This window comes from Streptomyces sp. V4I2, from assembly GCF_030817655.1.
GTDB lineage: Bacteria > Actinomycetota > Actinomycetes > Streptomycetales > Streptomycetaceae > Streptomyces > Streptomyces plumbiresistens.
The window spans coordinates 3,341,733-3,359,919 of the sequence record NZ_JAUSZM010000003.1; the positions used below are offsets into that span (position 1 = coordinate 3,341,733).

At 68.2% G+C, this 18,187-nt stretch carries 18 protein-coding genes and 2 pseudogenes; 13 read left to right on the top strand and 7 right to left on the bottom strand.

Translation table 11 applies throughout. From position 1 onward, the window contains the following. Positions 1-77: 77 nt before the first annotated feature. The gene (locus tag QFZ76_RS16015; protein WP_307674377.1) at positions 78-1,835 is read right to left on the bottom strand and encodes a fatty acyl-AMP ligase; all 1,758 of its coding nucleotides are present in this window, start codon (positions 1,833-1,835) and stop codon (positions 78-80) included. A gap of 440 nt (positions 1,836-2,275) precedes the next feature. Between QFZ76_RS16015 and QFZ76_RS16020 the strand changes: the two are divergent. The 6 genes and pseudogenes from QFZ76_RS16020 to QFZ76_RS16045 all read left to right on the top strand — a co-directional run. Further along, a pseudogene (locus QFZ76_RS16020) lies at positions 2,276-2,485 on the top strand (cobalamin B12-binding domain-containing protein); the annotation flags it as partial. A gap of 18 nt (positions 2,486-2,503) precedes the next feature. Continuing rightward, a complete protein-coding gene (locus QFZ76_RS16025; protein WP_307680387.1) occupies positions 2,504-2,671 on the top strand; it encodes a hypothetical protein in 168 nt (55 codons plus the stop codon). Beyond that, positions 2,668-3,930 (top strand): methylaspartate mutase, encoded by a 1,263-nt coding sequence (locus QFZ76_RS16030; protein WP_307674378.1) that lies wholly within the window; start codon positions 2,668-2,670, stop codon positions 3,928-3,930. Before QFZ76_RS16025 ends, QFZ76_RS16030 begins: the two co-directional genes overlap by 4 nt. A 129-nt stretch (positions 3,931-4,059) precedes the next feature. Next, entirely contained in the window at positions 4,060-5,280 is a 1,221-nt protein-coding gene (locus tag QFZ76_RS16035) for a lipase (RefSeq protein ID WP_307674379.1), read from the top strand. 25 nt (positions 5,281-5,305) lie between these two features. Continuing rightward, the gene (locus QFZ76_RS16040; protein WP_307674380.1) at positions 5,306-6,256 is read left to right on the top strand and encodes an ATP-binding cassette domain-containing protein; all 951 of its coding nucleotides are present in this window, start codon (positions 5,306-5,308) and stop codon (positions 6,254-6,256) included. Positions 6,257-6,323: 67 nt separating this feature from the next. Continuing rightward, positions 6,324-7,160: an ABC transporter permease gene (locus tag QFZ76_RS16045; protein WP_266440303.1), complete on the top strand. Its 837-nt coding sequence runs from the start codon at positions 6,324-6,326 to the stop codon at positions 7,158-7,160. Between the two features lie 93 nt (positions 7,161-7,253). Here the strand turns inward: QFZ76_RS16045 and QFZ76_RS16050 are convergent, their stop codons facing one another. From QFZ76_RS16050 to QFZ76_RS16060, 3 genes are all read right to left on the bottom strand, one after another. Beyond that, a complete protein-coding gene (locus QFZ76_RS16050) occupies positions 7,254-8,198 on the bottom strand; it encodes a TauD/TfdA family dioxygenase (RefSeq protein WP_307674381.1) in 945 nt (314 codons plus the stop codon). 5 nt (positions 8,199-8,203) lie between these two features. Further along, the gene (locus QFZ76_RS16055; protein ID WP_266440301.1) at positions 8,204-9,010 is read right to left on the bottom strand and encodes an alpha/beta fold hydrolase; all 807 of its coding nucleotides are present in this window, start codon (positions 9,008-9,010) and stop codon (positions 8,204-8,206) included. Between the two features lie 278 nt (positions 9,011-9,288). After that, a complete protein-coding gene (locus QFZ76_RS16060; protein WP_307674382.1) occupies positions 9,289-9,693 on the bottom strand; it encodes a hypothetical protein in 405 nt (134 codons plus the stop codon). A 267-nt stretch (positions 9,694-9,960) separates the two neighbouring features. Between QFZ76_RS16060 and QFZ76_RS16065 the strand changes: the two genes are divergently transcribed. Together QFZ76_RS16065 and QFZ76_RS16070 are read left to right on the top strand one after the other, a co-directional pair. After that, positions 9,961-11,004: an LLM class flavin-dependent oxidoreductase gene (locus tag QFZ76_RS16065; protein WP_307674383.1), complete on the top strand. Its 1,044-nt coding sequence runs from the start codon at positions 9,961-9,963 to the stop codon at positions 11,002-11,004. Positions 11,005-11,318: 314 nt separating this feature from the next. Next, on the top strand, positions 11,319-12,155 hold the full coding sequence (locus QFZ76_RS16070) for an undecaprenyl-diphosphate phosphatase (protein WP_307674384.1): 837 nt from the start codon (positions 11,319-11,321) through the stop codon (positions 12,153-12,155). A gap of 307 nt (positions 12,156-12,462) precedes the next feature. Here the strand turns inward: QFZ76_RS16070 and QFZ76_RS16075 are convergent, their stop codons facing one another. Beyond that, positions 12,463-13,692: a PQQ-like beta-propeller repeat protein gene (locus tag QFZ76_RS16075; RefSeq protein WP_307674385.1), complete on the bottom strand. Its 1,230-nt coding sequence runs from the start codon at positions 13,690-13,692 to the stop codon at positions 12,463-12,465. Between the two features lie 195 nt (positions 13,693-13,887). Between QFZ76_RS16075 and QFZ76_RS16080 the strand changes: the two are divergent. Then, positions 13,888-14,001, top strand: a pseudogene (locus QFZ76_RS16080) (DUF397 domain-containing protein); the annotation flags it as partial. A gap of 139 nt (positions 14,002-14,140) precedes the next feature. On the opposite strand, the gene QFZ76_RS16085 reads toward QFZ76_RS16080, so the two are convergent. Next, positions 14,141-14,710, bottom strand: coding sequence for an ATP-binding protein (locus QFZ76_RS16085; RefSeq protein ID WP_307674386.1), 570 nt, complete (start codon positions 14,708-14,710; stop codon positions 14,141-14,143). Between the two features lie 147 nt (positions 14,711-14,857). Here QFZ76_RS16085 and QFZ76_RS16090 point away from each other — a divergent pair, with 147 nt between their 5' ends. The 4 genes from QFZ76_RS16090 to QFZ76_RS16105 all read left to right on the top strand — a co-directional run bounded on the left by QFZ76_RS16090 (position 14,858) and on the right by QFZ76_RS16105 (position 17,027). Beyond that, entirely contained in the window at positions 14,858-15,784 is a 927-nt protein-coding gene (locus QFZ76_RS16090) for a helix-turn-helix transcriptional regulator (RefSeq protein ID WP_307674387.1), read from the top strand. Further along, entirely contained in the window at positions 15,781-15,996 is a 216-nt protein-coding gene (locus QFZ76_RS16095) for a DUF397 domain-containing protein (RefSeq protein ID WP_307674388.1), read from the top strand. The genes QFZ76_RS16090 and QFZ76_RS16095 overlap by 4 nt, the downstream gene beginning before the upstream one ends. Before the next feature lie 63 nt (positions 15,997-16,059). Next, complete coding sequence (locus QFZ76_RS16100; RefSeq protein WP_307674389.1) at positions 16,060-16,305, top strand: hypothetical protein; 246 nt, start codon at positions 16,060-16,062, stop codon at positions 16,303-16,305. 137 nt (positions 16,306-16,442) lie between these two features. Then, a complete protein-coding gene (locus tag QFZ76_RS16105) occupies positions 16,443-17,027 on the top strand; it encodes an HD family hydrolase (RefSeq protein ID WP_307674390.1) in 585 nt (194 codons plus the stop codon). A gap of 101 nt (positions 17,028-17,128) precedes the next feature. Here the strand turns inward: QFZ76_RS16105 and QFZ76_RS16110 are convergent, their stop codons facing one another. Continuing rightward, positions 17,129-18,133 (bottom strand): hypothetical protein, encoded by a 1,005-nt coding sequence (locus QFZ76_RS16110; protein ID WP_307674391.1) that lies wholly within the window; start codon positions 18,131-18,133, stop codon positions 17,129-17,131. Between the last annotated feature and the right edge of the window lie 54 nt (positions 18,134-18,187).

The following is an 18,187-nucleotide window of genomic DNA, read 5'->3' on the forward strand; positions in this document are numbered from 1 at the left end:
GCGGCGCTCAGGGAACTGTTCGTGATCCGGCGCGTGCCCGGTCGTGCGTGCGGGTCGGCCGGTGGTGTGCGGTGTGGTTACGCGGTGGTGCGTTCCAGACGCGGGTCGAGCTTGGCGATGAGTGCGGAGATCTCTCCGTCGCGGAAGTGCTCGCGCATCTGGAGGCGCTGGACCTTGCCGCTCGTGGTGCGCTGCACGGCGCCGCGCCGGACCAGGACGAGTCCTGACAGGTGCGCGCCGAACTCCGTGAAGACGGTGCGGCGGATGGAGCTGGCCAGCGCTTCCAGCTCGTTTTCGGTGTGCCGACCGCGCAGTTCGTGGACCAGGACGAGGAGTTCCTCCTCGTGGCCCTCGTCGTCGCGGACGGGCACGGTGAAGGCGGCTCCGAAGGTGCCGTGCAGCTCCGGATGGCGCTGGCGCGCCTCGTACTCGATGTCCTGCGGGTAGAGGTTGCGGCCGCGGAGGATGAGCATCTCCTTGAGCCGGCCCGTGATGAACAGCTCGCCGTCGAGCACGGCGCCCAGGTCCCCGGTACGCAGATAGCCGTTCTCGGTGTCGGGGGCGGCGTCCGCGACCGTGGCGTGGAACGTGCGCTCCGTGGCTTCTGGGTTGTCCCAGTAGCCTTGGCCGACGCTCGGGCCCCGCAGCCAGATCTCGCCGATCTCCCCTTCGGGAAGCGCGCGCCGGCTCTCGGGCTCGACGATGCGCACGTCGTAGTCGTGCGGGAAGCCGCAGGAGACGACATCCCTGCCGGGGTCGGCCGCGGAGACGGGCACGAGAGCGCCGGCCGACAGACGCTGCTCGTCGACGCGGAGCACCACCGGCTCACGGTGACCGGAGCCGCTGACGAAGACGGTGGCCTCGGCCATGCCGTAGGAGGGGTTGAGGGCTTCGGTCCGCAGGCCCGCGGCGGCGAAGCGCTTGGCGAAGGCGGTGAGTGTGGCCGCCTGGACCGGCTCCGAGCCGTTGTTGGCGTACTTCCAGCGGGACAGGTCCAGGCCGGCCAGCTGTTCATCGGTTATCCGACGGCTGCACAGTTCGTACGCGAAATTGGGGCCGGCGGACCAGGTGATGTCGAACTCGTCGATCATGCGCAGCCACCAGTGCGGCCGCTTCAGGAACGTGGTGGGGCTCATGAGGACGCAGGAACTGCCGAGGTAGAGCGGCGGCAGCAGAATGCCCATCAGGCCCATGTCGTGATAGTGCGGAATCCAGGAGCCGAAGCGGGATCCGTCGTCAAGGGCGAAGGTCCGGCACAAACTGGCGGCGTTGTGCAGCAGATTGCCCTGGGTGAGCACGACGCCCTTGGGACTGCCCGTCGAGCCCGAGGTGTACTGCAGCAGGGCTATCGAGTCACGGTCGAGCCGGGGCAGTGATTCCTCTGCCAACGGGGGCACTTCGAGGGCGTCGGTGACCAGCAGCGTGTCGCGGTTCCGTTGGGAGGCCTCGGCCCAGTCGCCGACTTCCGCAAGGCTGCGGCTGTCGGTGAGAACCGCGGCGACCCGGGCGTCGGCGGCGATGGCGGAAACCCGACGCCGGTGGTGGCGGTATCGGCCGGGAAGCGGTGAAGGTACCGCTACGACGCCGGCGTAGAGACAGCCGACAAAGGCTGTGACGAAATCCAGTCCTTCTGGGTACAGCAACAGGGCGCGGTCTCCGGGCGCACACCGCTCGAGCAGTGCCGCGGCGACCGAGCGGGCTCTTCGGTCGAGTTCCGCATAGGTCACGGATATTCGGCCGTCGTGGGCATCGAAATCCGTTAAGAATATGACGGCGGTTGATGAACTGCGATCCGCGACGTTTCTTCGGATCGCCTCGGTGAAATTGGCATGCATCAACAAGATCCTCCCCCGTAGCACCGCATCTCCCTGATGCGGCTGACATACGCCGATCTCGTGAACCAAATCGGTGCGACATCCCCTGACGTTCGACCGATGACCAAGGTCAACTTCCTCGACCCTAAGGACCCTCCAAACCCACAGTCAAGCCCCCTTCACCACACGGGACCCGGACCGGACACGCTCCTTGGTCAGTATCAAACCCCCGCTCAGGGACGGGTCAACCCACTTTGGTCAGCTCATGCCCAACGAAGGTAAGGCGCCGCTCGACCACCCGGGGATTGGCTCGATTCCATCCATCCACACCGGCGAATCACGAAAACCAAGGTCAGTCGATACTCGCTTGACACCTCAACAGAGGCCTGTCTAGTGTCCGATCGATCATCCAACTTGCCATTCGCTGGAGAGGGTGTTTAGCCGTGGGGGGAACGGTTCTCGTGTCTGGCACGTCGTCAGATGCGCACACCTGGAATTTAATCTACGTACATCTCTTCCTTGAAGAGCGTGGATACACAGTCCACAATCTCGGCTCCTGCGTTCCGGATGACCTTCTTGTGCGCTCGTGTCGCGAACTGCGGCCGGACCTCGTGGTCCTCAGCAGCGTCAACGGCCATGGGTTCACCGATGGCCTTCGAGCCATCCGGACGATCAGGGAACAGCGTGATGTGCGCCACGTCCCCGTGGTGATCGGCGGCAAGCTGGGGACGGACGGGCTGCGCAACGCCGGCTGCACGCGCAGGCTCCTCAACGCCGGCTTCGACGCCGTGTTCGACAACGGGGACCTCGGCGCCTTCGAACTCTTCCTGAACCGGCATCGCACGGCCGCGGCATGACCGCCCCGCCGGACCGGGGCTTCGGCGGGTTCGTGGCAACGGCCCGGTCCCACGGGCACCTTGTCGTACAGCCTCGGATGGGCTTCGGCAGCCGGGCACGGATGCGGGTCGGTCTGGAGCGGACCAAGCAGGCCCAAGGCGTCACCGTGGGCACCATCACCCTGGACAGCTACACGCGGGTGGGCGACTTCGCCGCGGCCCGCGCCGCGGTGGGAGGGAACTCCCCGCTCAACGGCTACCCACTGCTGGCACACGGGGCGGAGGCGACCCGGGCCCTCCTCGACGGGGTCCAGGACGAGTCGTTCCCGGTCCAGGTCCGCCACGGATCGGCGCGCCCGCAGGCGGTGTTCGCCGAACTGGTCGCGGCCGGCGTGCACGCCACCGAGGGTGGCCCCGTCTCGTACTGCCTGCCCTACAGCCGTACCCCGCTGCGTGAGTCCGTACGGCACTGGGCGCAGAGCTGCGAGCTGCTGGCCTCGGCGGGCGGGCCGGACGTCGTGCCCCACCTCGAGTCGTTCGGCGGCTGCATGCTGGGCCAGCTCTGCCCGCCCGGCCTGCTGGTGGCGCTGAGCGTGCTGGAGGGGCTGTTCTTCACCCAGCACGGGCTGCGCAGCATCTCCCTCAGCTACGCCCAGCAGACCAGCACCGAGCAGGACATGGAGGCGCTGGCGGCGCTGCACCGGCTGGCTGCCGAGGAGTTGCCGCCCGACGTGCGGTGGCACAGCGTCCTCTACGCGTACATGGGTCTCTACCCCAGCACGGCGCGGGGAGCGGAGCGGCTGCTGCGGTCCGCGGCCTCGCTCGCGGTGCGGGCCGGTGCCGCCCGGCTGATCGTCAAGACCACGGCCGAAGCACATCGCATTCCCACGATCGCCGAGAACGTGGCCGCGCTGGAGCTGGCCGCACACACCGCGGCGCAGGCCCGCCCGGACGAGCCGGGCGCACCGCGGGACGAGTCCGGCGGCGGGGTCTACGCGGAGGCCCGCGCGCTGGTGCACGCCGTCCGGGAGCTGCACCCGGACCTGGGCACAGCCCTGGCCCGCGCGTTCGCCCGGGGCCTGCTGGACATCCCGTTCTGTCTGCACCCGGACAACCAGGGCCGCACCAGGAGCCTCATCGACGACCAGGGCCGGCTGCGCTGGTCGTCCACCGGCGGCCTGCCCCTGCCGGGCACGGCCCCGCAGCCGGCCGCCCGCGCGATGACCTCGGCAGGGCTGCTGGAATCCCTTACGTTCGTCCAGCGGGCGTACGACTCATGACCGACACCGGGCGACTCGACGGTCTCCTGTTCGGATCACGTTCGGCAGACCACATCGGTGCCGGACGCAGGGGTCAGGTCATGCCCTTCCGCAGAGGTGCGACGGGCGTGCCTCGGGAATCTTGGACGCATGAACCTCCGTCGTCTCCCCCTGCTCGTCGGCCTGTCGGCGGCGGCCGTCGCGCTGCTGCTCGTCGGCCTCGGCCTGCGGCCCCCGGCCCCCTCCGCCTCCCCCTCCGCCTCCGCCTCCCGTACGGTCCGACCCGAACCGGCAGCGGCCGTGGTGCCGCTGCTGCCGGCACCCACGGGGCCCCACGCGATCGGCCGGGCCGATCTCAGGCTGGTCGACCGGCAGCGCACCGACCCCTTCACCCACCGCGGTCCGCGGGAACTCATGGTCAGCGTCTGGTACCCGGCGAGCGACACGGCGGGGCGGCCCCGGGCCCCCTGGATGCCCCCTGCCGTCGCCCGCGGCTTCGCGGCCAACGCGTCCCGCATCCTCGGTCTGCCCACCGGGCTGGTCGACTGGTCTGCGGTGACGACGCACGCGGCGGTCGACGCACCGCCGGCCGCCCCCGTCCGGCACCGGCCGGTGGTGCTGTACTCGCCCGGTCTCGGTACCTCCCGGTCCTGGGGAACGGTACTGGTCGAGGAACTCGCGAGCCGCGGCTACGTCGTCGTGACGCTGGACCACACCTACGAGGCCCTCGCGGTGGACCTCGGAGACGGCAGGATCGCCGAAGCCGTGACGGCGGGCTCCGGCACCGACGAGGGGCTTGCCCGGCGCATGCGAGTCCGCGCCGCGGACACCGGGTTCGTCCTGGACGCGCTCGCCCGGCCGAGCACCCGGCGTGCGCTGCCCGCGGAACTCGGCGCGCAGCTGGACCTGGACCGGATCGGGATGTTCGGTCACTCGGCGGGCGGCATCACCGCGGCCGAGACCATGGCACGGGACCTGCGGCTCGATGCGGGGCTGGACCTCGACGGGTTCAACGTCACGCCCGCCCGGCGCTCCTGGCCGGAGCTGGACCGCCTGGTACGCGACGGTCTCGACCGCCCGTTCCAGATGGTGGGTTCCACCGCGACCCCCGCCGAGGAACTGCCGGCACGGCTGCGCGCCGGTTCGCCGGCGTCGGTGTCGGTCCGCCGACTCGCGGACACCGCGCACTATTCGTTCAGCGACTTCCAGGCGCTGTTGCCGCAACTGCGGGACCGGGCGGACCTGTCCGGAACGCGCACGGCCCAGCTGATCGGCACCGCCGCTCCGCAGGCCATGGTGCACCGCGAACGGGCGATCGTCACCGGCTTCTTCGACCGGAACCTGCTCCGCCCGGGTCGCACGGGCGGCTGAACCGGCCTGACCGACGGGGGAATCCATGGCCGAACCGATGATCAGCACAAGGGACCTCACCAAGTCGTACGACAAGGTGCACGCCCTGCGCGGGGTGAGCCTCGACGTGGCCGAAGGCACGGTGCTGGGGCTGCTCGGGCACAACGGCGCCGGAAAGACGACGCTGGTGAACATCCTCGCCACGCTGCTGCCGCCGAGCGGTGGCAGCGCGGCGGTGGCCGGTCACGACGTGCTCCGGGACAGCCGGGCGGTACGTGGCTGCATCGGGCTCACCGGCCAGTTCGCCTCGGTGGACGAGAAACTGTCCGGCTTCGACAACCTCGTCCTGATCGGACGGCTGCTGGGTGCCAGCGCGCGGCAAGCACGGGAGCGGGCCGACGAACTGCTCGACACGTTCGATCTCGCCGGGGCCGCGCGCCGGCTCTGCCGTACCTACTCCGGCGGGATGCGCCGGCGGCTCGATCTCGCCGCGAGCCTCGTCGGCCGGCCGCGGGTGATCTTCCTCGACGAGCCGTCCACCGGACTGGACCCGGCCAGCCGGCTCTCCCTGTGGGAGACCGTGGAGGCACTGGTCGCGGACGGCACCACCGTGCTGCTGACCACGCAGTACCTGGAAGAGGCGGAACGCCTGGCGGACATCGTGGCCGTCCTCGCCGAGGGCTCCGTGGTGGCGGCCGGAACTCCGACCGAGCTGAAGTCCCAGGTGGGTGAACGCCGGGCGCAGCTGTCGACCACCCGGCGCGGGGACACCGTCAAGGTCGCCGAGGCGTTGCGCCGGGCCGGGTTCGCCGCCGTGCAGACCCCGGAGGAGGGCACGGTGAGCGTGCCGGTCGCCGACTTCGAGGACTTCGCACAGGTCGTCCGTGCCGTCGAGGAAGCCGCGGTGCCGGTCACCGGGCTCACTCTGTCGGAACCGTCACTGGACGACGTCTATCTCTCGCTGGCCGCCAAGCCGGTTGCGGCCGCGGCTCGTTGACCTTCCGGCTCTTTGACCTTCCGGCTCGCTGACCTTCCGGCTCGCTGATCTCCGAGGAGCAACCATCATGACTGTCACGGTCCCCACCGACCGCGCCCGGTCCGCGGCTCCCGTGCGCTGGCAGCCGGCGAGCGCACGCGCCCAGTTCGCCGTGCTGACCGGACGCAGCCTGCGCGGACTGGTCGCCGACCGCAGGCTCGTCGTCCTCACGCTGGTCCAGCCGCTGATCCTGCTGGTCATCTTCAGCCAGGTGTTCGGCAGCATGGCCTCCCCCGACCACTTTCCGGCGGGCGTGAGCTACATCGACTATCTGATGCCGGCCATCCTGGTCACCAGCGGGATCACCTCGGCCGTCGGCTCCGGCGCGGAACTGATCCGGGACATGGACAACGGGGTGCTGACCCGCTTCCGTTCGCTGCCGGTCGGGCTGCACTGGATCCTGGTCGCCCGCGCCGTCACGGACGTGCTGCGCACCACCGCCCAGACCGTGCTGCTGCTCGTGTGCGCCGCGCTGTGCTTCGGTTTCGATCCCGCGGGCGGTGCGTGGGGCGTCATCGCGGCGCTGGCCCTGTCCCTCCTCGTCATCGCCTCGCTGACGTGGGTCTTCATCGCCGTGGGTACCTGGGTGCGCAGCGCGCGGATCATGCAGAGTGTCAGCGGGCTGGCCCTCTTCCCCCTCATGTTCGCCTCCAGCGCGTACGTCCCGCTGGACGCGCTGCCCGCTTGGTTGCGCGCGGTGGCTGTGGTCAACCCCGTCTCGTACGCGGTGGACGCCACCCGGGCGCTGGCGCTTGACTGGCCGCTGGGCGGCGACGTACTGGGGGCGGTGGCCACGAGTCTCCTGATCCTGGCCGTGGCCGTGTGGGCGGCGGTGGCCGGGTTCCGCAGGCCGCTCACCCGCTGAACCGCGTCCGGCCGCCACGCCCGTCGCCGGACGGACGGAAGGGGGCGGGACGCCCGCCGGCGTCCCGCCCCGTTCGCGTGCTTCGGAGGCCGGTCAGTCCGTCATGGCGACCAGGACCCGGCGGGGACCGGTGAAGGACCGCCGGCCATGGCCCACGGCGACGTTGTCGATCACCATCAGGTCGCCCTGGTGCCAGTCGACGTCGACCGCGTTCTCCAGACCCCGGTCCCGTACCTGAAGGACGTGCTCCGCCGGGATGGGGCTGCCGTCGGCGAAGGTCACCGACTGCGGCAGCTCCTCCTCCGGCAGGATCTGCGCGAGTTCGGCGGCCGTCTCGTCACCGAGGGACGCCGGGTGCCACTGGTCGGACTGGTTGAACCAGACCTCCGCGCCGGTCTCCGGATGGGTCAGTGTGGAGTGCCGTACCTGGGTGATGCGCAGCGTGCCGTCGGGGAGCCACTTCCAGTCGCACTCCGCACCACGCAGATAGGCTTCGACCTCCGCCCGGTCGGTCGTCTCGAAGGTCTCCTGCCAGCTCTTGCCGAGCCCCAGGCCGTCATGCAGGTTCTGCGTGTAGCGCACCCCGCCGGCGAACGCCTCGCGCACCTCCGGGTCGAGGGAGGCGAGCCACAACTCCCCGTCGACGATGGGCGTGGCGCCACCGGTGGCGGGGGCCGTGGCACAGAAGAAGACCAGCCGCGAGGGCCAACGGCGGCCGTAGCTCAGCTCGTTGTGCATCGAGATGGTCAGTTCCTGCGGGTACTCGGTGGACGTGTAGACGTTTGAACCCACCTTGGTGCGGGGCGAGTTGCCGTGCACATAGGCGAGCCGGTTCGGCAGCAGGAGGTCCAGGACGGGGTCCAGGGTCTCCTCGGTGAGGTGGAAGCCGCGGAAGACGACGGCCTTCTCGCGGGTGAGCAGACCCGCGAAGTCCTCGTGGCCGCGGAGCAGTTCGGCCAGTGCCTCGGGAGTCCCCTGCCCGCCGTCGGCGGTGATCTCGAAGGGCTGCCAGGCGCGCAGTTCGGCCAGGTCGGTCATGCGGGTCATCCTTCCTGCCTGAAGAACTCGATGATGATCTTGTTCGTGGCGTCCGGGTCTTCGAGGTATCCGTAGTGTCCACAGCCGGGCACAAGGTCGTACGTCGCTCCGGGGATGGCGTCCGCGACCTCCCTGCCCAGATGGGCCGGGGTGATCAGGTCGTCGGCGAAGGAGATCACATGGCACGGCCGGCTGATCCCGGCGTAGGCCGCGAGCCGGTCGTCCATGGCCGAGAACCGCATGTGGACACGGTCCCCCCGGCCGGTCGGCGCCGACATCTCGAACAGGTCGAGCCAGTCGTCGATCTGGCCGGAGTCGGCCAGGGTCCGTGGCGAGAGGTTCTGCAGGGCACGGACCACCGCGGTGTACCGGGGAGGCAGCCGCAATCCCGAGTCGTGCAGCGCGATCTCCGCCTCGGCCAGGGCCCGCCGCAGCCGGTCGGACCGGCCGCGGGTCGCCATCAGCACGGCCCTGCGCACCAACTCCGGCCGCTGGAGCGCCAGTTCCTGGACGATCTGGGCACCCATGGACGTACCCACGAACAGACACGGCCCGATCCCCAGGTGCTCGACCAGGGCGGCGGTGTCCGCCACCATGTCGTCGACGGTGAAGCCCTCGGCACACTCGTCCGTGGGCGGGACGCCTCGATTGTCGAAGGTGATGACCCGGTACCCCGCGGCCGTGAGCGCGGGCACCTGATGCAGGTCCCACACCCTCCCCCGGCTACCGCTGCCCATCACCATGAGGACCGGCGGCCCTGTGCCCTCCGAGTCGTAGTGCATCCGTATCCCGTTCACGGCTGCCCACGCCATCTGCCCCTCCCCTTCGCATCCCTGCGCTTCGAAAAGCGAATGAGGGGGCTACAGCTCCCTGCCTCTTGGAAGAACGGACACAATCCGCCCGGACCTCCATGAGCCGCCCCCGTGGCTGCAATATTCCACACAGCACCTTAAGTGGATCTTCAAGACATCGTCAAGCAATTTCGCCCGGCGAGCGAACGCGCACAGCAAATGCCGCGGCGTTTTCCCTCGGGGTGAACACGTAAGAACCCCGCTGAAACGCGGGGGTAAAAAGAAGAGCTGAGCCTACGTCATGCGCTGGCCCGGAAGAGGTGCGCTCCGGTCACCGGCGACGGATAGGTGACCACATGGTCGAACACCTCCTTCGCCTGGTTGCCGCCGAAGTGCGGGCACGCCATCGGCCCGACCGTCCCGTCGGTCGCGTCGGTCGCGCCCAAGTCGATGTACCAGGCCGCGCAGTAACCGTCCGGCGTGCCCCATCCGCCACCGGGCAGCAGATCCTCGATGTAGCCGGTGACGCGGGTGGAACCGTCACTCAGCGGGCACAGCGATATCTCGCCACGCCCGTAGGTCTCCGCCCCGCTTGCGGTGACGCATGCCGCAGCGGCCGACGCGGCCCGGGAATCCGGCGCGGCCAACAGCATCAGGGCTCCTGCGGCTCCGGCCATGGCCACGGCACGAAAAAGGGATCTCACGGTTTCCCCCTGCTCTCATGGGTGGGTGGCGCTGCCCCGCCGTTGCGGCGAGTCGACCGAGACAATCACGTTCGGCATTGATCGCGCCAGTAGGTGTTCGGCCGCCCCGCCAACCCCATTTCCCGTCAAGCAACTTTCGTCATCGATCTGCCCAACCAAAGTTGTATGCGCGGCAAATCCCCATCAATTTGGCGATTGATTCGACGGAGGATCCGTTGTCGAATTGACAAGTCCTGCTGACCGAACACCAACACCGAAGGAGCAGCTGTGCGTATTGGCGTCGCTGTCGCCTACTGGCCCTGGTTCAGACTCCGGGAGCAGATCGAAGTCGCCCGGCTCGCCGACGAACTGGGGCTCGACTCCGTGTGGGTCTCCGAAACCTGGGGCCAGGAGGCGGTCGCCCTGCTGGGCCACCTGACGGCCGTCACCCACCGCATCCGGCTCGGCGCCGCCGTCCTCCAGATCCCGGCCCGGCAGCCCACCACGGTGGCGACAGCCGCGGTGACCCTGCACGATCTCTCCGGCGGGCGGGTCATGCTCGGTCTGGGCCTGTCCGGCCCGCAGATCTCCGAGGGCTGGTACGGCGTGCCGTTCAGCGAACCGCTGGCCCGGACCCGTGAGTACATCGAGGTGATCCGCGGGGCCTTGAGCGGGAAGCCGGTCGATCACCAGGGCACGCAGTGGACCATCCCCGCCTACGGCCAAGGGCTGGGGCAGGGCATGCCGCTCAAGCTGCTGGCGCTGCCGACCAACCGCCGCATACCACTCTTCCTCGGGGTCTCCGGAGCCAAAACGGTCGAGCAGGCCGGCGCCCTCGCCGACGGCTGGCTGCCGTTCCTGTTCAGTGCCGCACACGCCGAAGAGCTGACCGCGCCCCTGTTGCGCGGCATCGAGAAGGCGGGCCGCAGCCGGTCGGACGTGGAAATCGCCCCGATCGTGCCCGCGGCGCTCGCCGACGACCTCGCCACCGCACGGAACCAGATCCGCCCCTTCATCGCCTTCTACCTCGGCGGAATGGGGTCGCCGGAGAAGAACTTCTACGTCGACCTCGCCGAACGCTACGGCCACGGCGCGTCGGCACGCGCCTGCCAGGAACGCTTCCTCGCCGGCGACCGGCGCGGGGCCGCCTCCGAACTGTCCGACGCCCTCATCGACTTGATCTCGCTGCCGGTCACCGACAGCACTCTCGCCGCGGGACTCGACCGTTACGCGGCCACCGGCGCCGACACCCTCATCACCATGCCTTTCGGTGACCGCTCCCGCCTGCTGCGCGCCCTCGCCTCGCACATGTCAACCGACATTAGCCAGTGATTTACCCAACCAAAGTTCCGTACGCGACGACCCTTTCGTAATCCAGCACCCCAACGAAATTCGCACGACCCGGACTCAGGAACTGGCCAATAGCCTCGAACCCCACCACTTCTCCGGAATTCGGACGGTTGAACCCGGGGCGCCAAGCGGGTTTCTAATTTCATGGCCCACGGCTGTAGCATCAGAGCCGCAGTGGAGCTCGGCGCCGCCTGGCACGACAGCCGGTTCACCGCTCCAGCCATGACCACTCCCTGCCACATCTCAGGCCGACAGCACCTGAGTTGACCTGGCTCAGCAGCGAGGAAGAGAGTTTCATGAATATCGTCGAGGCGGCGTTTCTGGGCGCCGTTGAGGGATTCACCGAATTCTTACCCGTTTCCAGCACCGGGCATCTCACCATCCTGGAGAGAATGCTCGGGTATTCCACCGATGACCCCGACATAACTGCCTTCACCGCCATCATTCAGGTCGGTGCGGTTCTTGCCACGCTGCTGTACCTCCGTTCGGATATCCGACGTCTCCTCACTGCTTTGTTCCGCGGCCTCGCCCAGCGGGAGCAGCGAAAGAATTCCGACTACAAACTCGCTTGGGCCGTTATTCTGGGTTCGCTGCCCATCGGTGTCGTCGGGCTCGCGTTCAAGGACACCATCGAGACAACGCTCCGCACCCTGTGGTTCGTCTCGGCCGCACTGGTGCTCTGGAGTGCGGTCATGTGGTACGCGGACCGCAAAGGCACCCAGGTCCGTGGTGAGAACGATGTGACCTGGAAGGACACCCTGATCATCGGCATCGTTCAGTGCATGGCACTGATTCCGGGTGTCTCCCGTTCGGGCGCCACGATGTCGGCGGGTCTCCTCCGTGGCCTGGACCGGGTCACCGTCACCCGGCTCTCCTTCATGCTGTCCATCCCGGCGCTCACCGCCGCCGGCGCGCTGCAGACGATCACCGAATTCGATGCGATTTCCCACGGGGTGGGATGGACCGCGACGTTGACCGCCACAGCGGTGAGTTTCGTGACCGCTTATCTGGCGGTGTCCTGGCTGCTGAAATTCGTGGCGAAGCACAGCTACAGCGTGTTCATCGGCTACCGGGTGGTGCTCGGCCTCTTCATCATGTTCCTGCTCGGAGCCGACATCCTCCCGTCGACCTGACGGCGTGCGGCACGCACGGCTGCGAGCCCGCTGCGAGGCCCCCGGGCAGGCGAGTTGAGGCGCCGAGCATCTCGCTCGACGGCCCGGGGGCCGAGTCGGTCACACGGCGCCGCCGTCACCGGTGCGGGGCGGTGCAGGGCGGTGTGGTGTGGTGCGGAAGGTGTCACTCATCGAACCCACGGCCCGGCCCCCAGCGGCGGTGGCAGTGGCACTCTCGGTTGGAGTTCCAGCCTTCCCGTCGGCCCATGACGTGACGGGACCGCAGGTCAGATTCCCGCGGCCGCCAAGCTGTCCGCTGCCCGTCGGCTCAGACGGCCGGCAGCGCGTACAGCCGCTTGTCGTGCATCACGGCCAGCCGCTTGCCCGCCGCGACCACGTACCACTTCTGGTTCTCACCGGTGCTGTCGTTGTACGTCCAGCGCAGCTTCCCGGTCGCCGTGTCGAAGGCGTGCACGCCGCCGTTCTTGTCGTGCTCGGTCGCGCCGTACAGCGTGCCGCCCACCTTGGCGTACTGCCACGCCTCCGCGGCTGAGCCCACCAGGTCCTTGTTGTGCCAGATCTCCTTGCCCGTACCGGCGTCCACCGCCCACATGCCGTACGCGCTGTCGGAGGCGTAGAGCACCCCGTCCAGCACCTGCGGATCGTTGAACCAGGTGGCCTTCTCATTCGCCAGCGACCAGCGCTCCGTGCCCGAGGCCAGCGCGAACGCCCGCAGCCGCTGCCCGTCCGGCACGATCATCAGGTCCTCGTGCACGGCGAAGCGGTAGTAGTTGGACCTGCCGATCTTCTTCGTCCAGAGCTGCCGGCCCGTCGTCGTGTCGCGGACGGTCACGTTCTTCCGGAAATCGGTGTACGCGAGCCGCCCGCCGACGACCGCGGCGGTGATGCCGAACTCCTCGGTCCCCGTGTCACGCTGCTCACGCCAGGCGATCTTGCCGGAGGTGGTGTCGATCGCGGCGATCACGTTGGTCGGCGACGAGAGGTCCTCCTCCAGGATCCCGGCGAGGACGTAGACATGTCGGTCGTCGGCCGCGATGGGGCGCGGCTGCTCGTACTCCTCGCCCAGGCGGCTGCGCCAGGTCTCCTTGCCCGTGGCCGGATCGAGTCCCACCACGTCACCGTCGTACTCGGCACTGGCGAGATAGAGCGTCCCGCCGCCGGTGATCAGCTTGGCGCCTGGAATGGTGACGCCCGGCCGTGACCACTTCTCCTCGCCGCTGACGACGTCACGCCCCACCAACGGGTCACCCGACACCACGACCGTGTCCCCGACGACCGCGAGCGCGTGGATCCCGGCCAGGTTGTCGTTCCCTGTCTCCTGCCGCCACAGCGCCTTGGGCGCGGTACCCGGGGACGGGGTGGCGAACGCGTCACCGCCCTTGTCTCCGGCGGCAGTTGTGCCACCGCCCGACGCGCCCGTTTCCCCCTCGGGGCCGCACCCCCATGCCCCTGCCCCCAGTACGGCCAGCCCGAGCCCCGCCCCGGCCAGCCTGAACGCCTGCCTGCGTGACACCACGTGCTCGTCACGTCGATCCATGCCTGTTCCCCGTTTCCCCGTCTTCGCCCGGATGTTGCCGACGCCCCCTCGGACGTCTCGAGCCCGGTCAGGCTAGCCGTCGGATTTCGGCCAGCTGCGGGGCGGTACCCAACCGGGACGCGTCCGTGAAGCTCCTGTCACACAAGATCAACGACTCCTGGCACTGAGAAGGCGTCACATTGAGCCTGTCCGACCCTGGGCGGCAACTGCGGGGAGGTGGCGGAGGCGTTTCCCGGCGCCGCGCCCGTCCGAGACAGCAAGATCCCGCACGGTCCTGCCGTGACGTTCCAGGGCGGCTCCTGGGCAGGGTTTACAGGCAAGTTGAGCTCGGAATGGCAACCGTCCCTCATCCCGCATACCACGCCCGACCCTCCGCGCCACCGCTCCACCTGCCCGAACCCTCCCCCGTCCCCTCCACGTGATCGGCAAGCTCAGGCGACGCCCGCGCTCACCGAGGCTGCGGCCGCCGCTCCGCGACCGCATCGGTCCCGTACCTGTTCGCCTCAGGAGCTGTTCTCCCGGGGAGGACGTACTCCGCCCAGACGGTCTTGCCCGGACCGTCGGAGCGTGGGCGCCAATCCCAGCGCGCAGCCAGACGCGATACAAGGAGCAGCCCACGGCCCGTCTCTTCGGTACCAGCGATGTCGGGGACAGCGGGACGCCGGGGGATGAGTTCGGCACGGGTGTCGGTGACCTCGACGCGGACAGCGCAGCCGTCGGCCGGGGCGTGCACGCGGAGGTGAAAGTCGCGACCGGGAACATGGCCGTGCCGCACGGCGTTCGCGGTCAACTCGGCCACGATCAGCACGATCTCGTCGTGGTGTGTGGCGTCGTACGGGATGCCCCACGCGTCCAGGCGTACGGCCGTCAGGCGGCGGGCGAGTCGGGCACCGCGGGGTGTGGAGGTGAAGCGCATCTCGAAGGTGCGGTCACCGAGCGGTTCGGGCGCCGAGATCAAGTGTGGTATGGAAGCGGTGAGTTGAGTGGTGGCGGTGGGGCTGTCGGGCTTGGTTGTCATGCCGATAACGGTGCCCTTGGTGGCGTAGCGTGACCAGTGGTGACGCACCGACGCGGACCGGCTGTACGCGCGGTGTCGGTACGAGTACGAGGCGCGCGGCGTTACGGCGTCCCCTGCAGGGGCGTTGGGCCGGGGAGGCGGTGGTCGATGACGGATGTTACGGCGAGTACGGCGGCGGGGGCCGAGGTGACGCCAGTCGGTGACGGCGAGGCGGTCGTAAGTCTCGGGGACGGTTGGGAGAACGACGACGCGGGCGGGCAACGGCCGGAAGGTGATGCCGGGCGGGGCGTCGTCACGGCGTTCGGGCAGACCATGAAGACGCTGCGGGTGCGGGAGGGCATGGAGCGGGAGGAGTTCGGAAGGCAGCTCGGCTATTCGGCGTCCACGATCGCGTCGTTCGAGCAGGGGCGGAGGATTCCGTCGCCTCGGACGATCGAGCGGGCGGATGAGGTGCTGAGGGCGAGCGGGTTGCTTTGCCTGTGGAAGGAGGAGGTGGAGCGGGCCCAGTACCCGGTGTTCTTTCAGGGGATGGCGGCGCTGGAGAAGGAGTGCCTTGAGCTGCTCATGTACGACACGCATGTCGTCAACGGGCTCCTCCAGACCGAGGAGTACATGAGGGCCCTGCTCGCTATGCGGCGTCCGCCCCTGGACCAGGAAACGATCGAGCAACGCGTAGCCGCGCGGTTGGCTCGGCAGGACATCTTCGACCGGCGACCTGCACCGCTACTGGGGTTCGTGATGGACGAGGCGGTTTTGCGGCATCGATACGGTGGAGAGGACGTCCTACGAGGACAGCTGGAGCAGCTCCTCCTCATCGGCCGGAAGCGGAACGTCGAGATCCAGGTCATGCCCCTCGACTGCGAGGACAACGCGGGCGTGAACGGTCCGTTCACGGTCGTCACGCGGAAAGACGGCAAGAAGTTCGTGTACGCCGAAACTCACGCAACCAGCACTCTCGAGACCGACCCGGAACAGACGGTTCTCGCCGCGGCCCGCTATGGGATTATCCGCTCACAGGCTCTCAGTCCGCGAGAGTCACTGGAGTTCATCGAAGGGTTGCTGGGATCACTATGAACAACGCTGAGTCCTCAGCCGCCGCATCCGGCTTCGCCTGGTTCAAGAGCAGCTACAGCGGAACCGAGGGCGGCCAGTGTGTAGAGGTCGCGGCCGGAACGGCAATTGTGCACGTCCGGGACTCCAAGGGCGACGCCGGTCCCGTCGTCACGGTGTCGCGTGAAGCGTGGGCGGGATTCGTCGGGCTGGCCTCGTCGAGGCGGGACGTCTGACGCTCGTACGGCCGCGAGGCCCTGCCGGTGCATGTCGGACGGTAGGGCTCTCGTGCAGGCGGGGTGCCGGGTCCAGCCGTCGACTTCTCGCGGAGTCGAGGCCGCCAGCCTGAACTACTGGCGTACTGGGTTGGCGGAGCGCAGCGCCTGGGGCTGTCGGACGAAATCATCGCCGACCCCACACCCGGACCGTGGACCGGCCACAAACTCCTGCCGCACCTCATCCAGGGCTTGGTGCCGCACCACGGCTACGTCGACCTCAACATCCACTCCCTGTGGTCACTGCTGCAGATCCGCACCAAATGCTGATCCCGCACGGTGGCTCGGGCCCTACGCGACCGCCTCGGTGATGTTGGATAGTCGTGGGCTCTCGCCACGCGGTCGACGGGAGTTGGAAGGCATCCAGTACTCGATACGCCTCGCCGAGGCATGAGAGGAGCCCCACGGTGTCCGAGGACCTGACCGCGGTTGCCCGCTTCCTGTACGAGGCAGGGACGCTGAAGAACACCGCTCGCACCGGATGGTGGATGGCCGGCGTACAGCACCCCGAGTCCGTCGCCGAGCACTCCTGGCGCACTGCCCTCATCGCAACGATCATCGCAAAACTGGAGGGCGCCGACCCGGCCCGGGCCGCGTTCCTCGCCGTCTGGCACGACTCCCAGGAAACCCGCACAGGAGACGTCAACCACCTCGGCAAGAAGTACACCGGCGGAGAAGCCGACCCACGCGACATCACCGCCGACCAAGTCGTCGGCATGCCTGAGCTGTTGGCCGAGGCTGTGCGTGACCTGGTCGCCGAGTACGAGGCCAAGGAGTCCCCGGAAGCGATCTGCGCGCGAGACGCGGACAAGTTGGAGTGCATGATCCAGGGCATCGAGTACAGGTCACAGGGCTACCAGCACGCGCAGCGCTGGATTGACAACAGCCGTGGCCGTCTGACGACCAAGACCGCCAACACGCTGGCGGACGCAGTGCTGGAGACCGGCTCACTGGACTGGCTCCGCACAGCGCTCGGCGAGAAGCAGAGCTGAAGCCAACTGACTGCGGCAGAGCTGTGGAGTACGGACCGCTGGGTCGTGGTCCGGTTGGCCTCGAAGGACCCGTGTGCTGGCGACACAGAGCGAAAACGCAGTCAGTTGTTGACCTGATCCGGCGTCAAAGCTCCCAGCTGGAAAGTGTGTGAACGATGCCACGCGTAGTACTGCTCCCGCTCCGTTGTCCACCACGCAATGGAGCGGTCAGCCAGGTGCTCCTCTATGTATTTGGCCACGGGCGGCGCGCTCGCTGCGACAGGGCTGATCCTGAGCTGCCCTCCTTCCTCGACAGCGACGAAGCCGTACTCAAAGAGGCTGTCGCAGCCGAGTAGGCACGCAAGCATGGCAACGTTGTTGAGGTCCCAGCGCTCTTCCTCGCTGCACGCCGCGCGCTTCTTTATGTGCGCAGCAACGAGAAAGGCTCGCGGCAGAGTACGCCCGCAGAGCGCGCACTCTCCTTCTGCGCCAGGCAACAGTGCCTTCTTCAGCCGCCCCTGCTCCGCACGTCGTTGAGCGTCTGCGGCTGCATCCGAGGGGCCGTAGGGAGGCGTCGTAGGCTCCTCGGAGTCCGGGAGCAGGCTTCCATGGATGCTGTCCTCGAACCCCACCAGGTCTTTGAGGATCCCGCCGTCCGTTTCTCGTAGAGCAACGAACCCTTGAATGTGGCGGTTAGGGTTCCAACTCAGCAGAGAGCGAATCTCCTCCATCGGGAAGTCAATGCCTCGCACTCCGGTCAAAGCGTACATGTACTCCCACGTCTGCTCCGTCCTGTCGTCAACTCCCCAAAGACGGTGCGCAAGAGCCGGGTTGTGCCAGGTCAAAGCCACGGTACCGACGAGGTAGAGACGTTTACTGCCGGAGAAGAAGACGACGTCTCCGGGCTGCATCTTGCGAATCTGTGACAGATTAGCGCCGTTGATGCCTGGTGTGACGCCCCATATTTGCGCTTGGCCGGACGGGAAGAGCCCACTCAGCGTCTGCATGACCTGGGTGTCTATGAGGTCCACATGGCTCGTCAGGTCAACAGGTTGCAGGATGGTTTCTTCGTAGTGCTCACGAACGGCTGGCCGCTTCAGACTCGCTGGTTGAGCAAAGACGGTCACGAAGTGTTCCCCTCACGGTCCGGGCCCCACCAACGGCGTTGAGTGGCGATCAGT

Coding starts and splice junctions, on each gene's coding strand:
- QFZ76_RS16015 (WP_307674377.1), bottom strand. CDS start 1,835: ATGCATGCCAATTTCACCGAGGCGATCCGAAGAAACGTCGCGGATCGC.
- QFZ76_RS16030 (WP_307674378.1), top strand. CDS start 2,668: ATGACCGCCCCGCCGGACCGGGGCTTCGGCGGGTTCGTGGCAACGGCC.
- QFZ76_RS16035 (WP_307674379.1), top strand. CDS start 4,060: ATGAACCTCCGTCGTCTCCCCCTGCTCGTCGGCCTGTCGGCGGCGGCC.
- QFZ76_RS16040 (WP_307674380.1), top strand. CDS start 5,306: ATGGCCGAACCGATGATCAGCACAAGGGACCTCACCAAGTCGTACGAC.
- QFZ76_RS16045 (WP_266440303.1), top strand. CDS start 6,324: ATGACTGTCACGGTCCCCACCGACCGCGCCCGGTCCGCGGCTCCCGTG.
- QFZ76_RS16050 (WP_307674381.1), bottom strand. CDS start 8,198: ATGACCGACCTGGCCGAACTGCGCGCCTGGCAGCCCTTCGAGATCACC.
- QFZ76_RS16055 (WP_266440301.1), bottom strand. CDS start 9,010: ATGGCGTGGGCAGCCGTGAACGGGATACGGATGCACTACGACTCGGAG.
- QFZ76_RS16070 (WP_307674384.1), top strand. CDS start 11,319: ATGAATATCGTCGAGGCGGCGTTTCTGGGCGCCGTTGAGGGATTCACC.
- QFZ76_RS16075 (WP_307674385.1), bottom strand. CDS start 13,692: ATGGATCGACGTGACGAGCACGTGGTGTCACGCAGGCAGGCGTTCAGG.
- QFZ76_RS16085 (WP_307674386.1), bottom strand. CDS start 14,710: ATGACAACCAAGCCCGACAGCCCCACCGCCACCACTCAACTCACCGCT.
- QFZ76_RS16090 (WP_307674387.1), top strand. CDS start 14,858: ATGACGGATGTTACGGCGAGTACGGCGGCGGGGGCCGAGGTGACGCCA.
- QFZ76_RS16095 (WP_307674388.1), top strand. CDS start 15,781: ATGAACAACGCTGAGTCCTCAGCCGCCGCATCCGGCTTCGCCTGGTTC.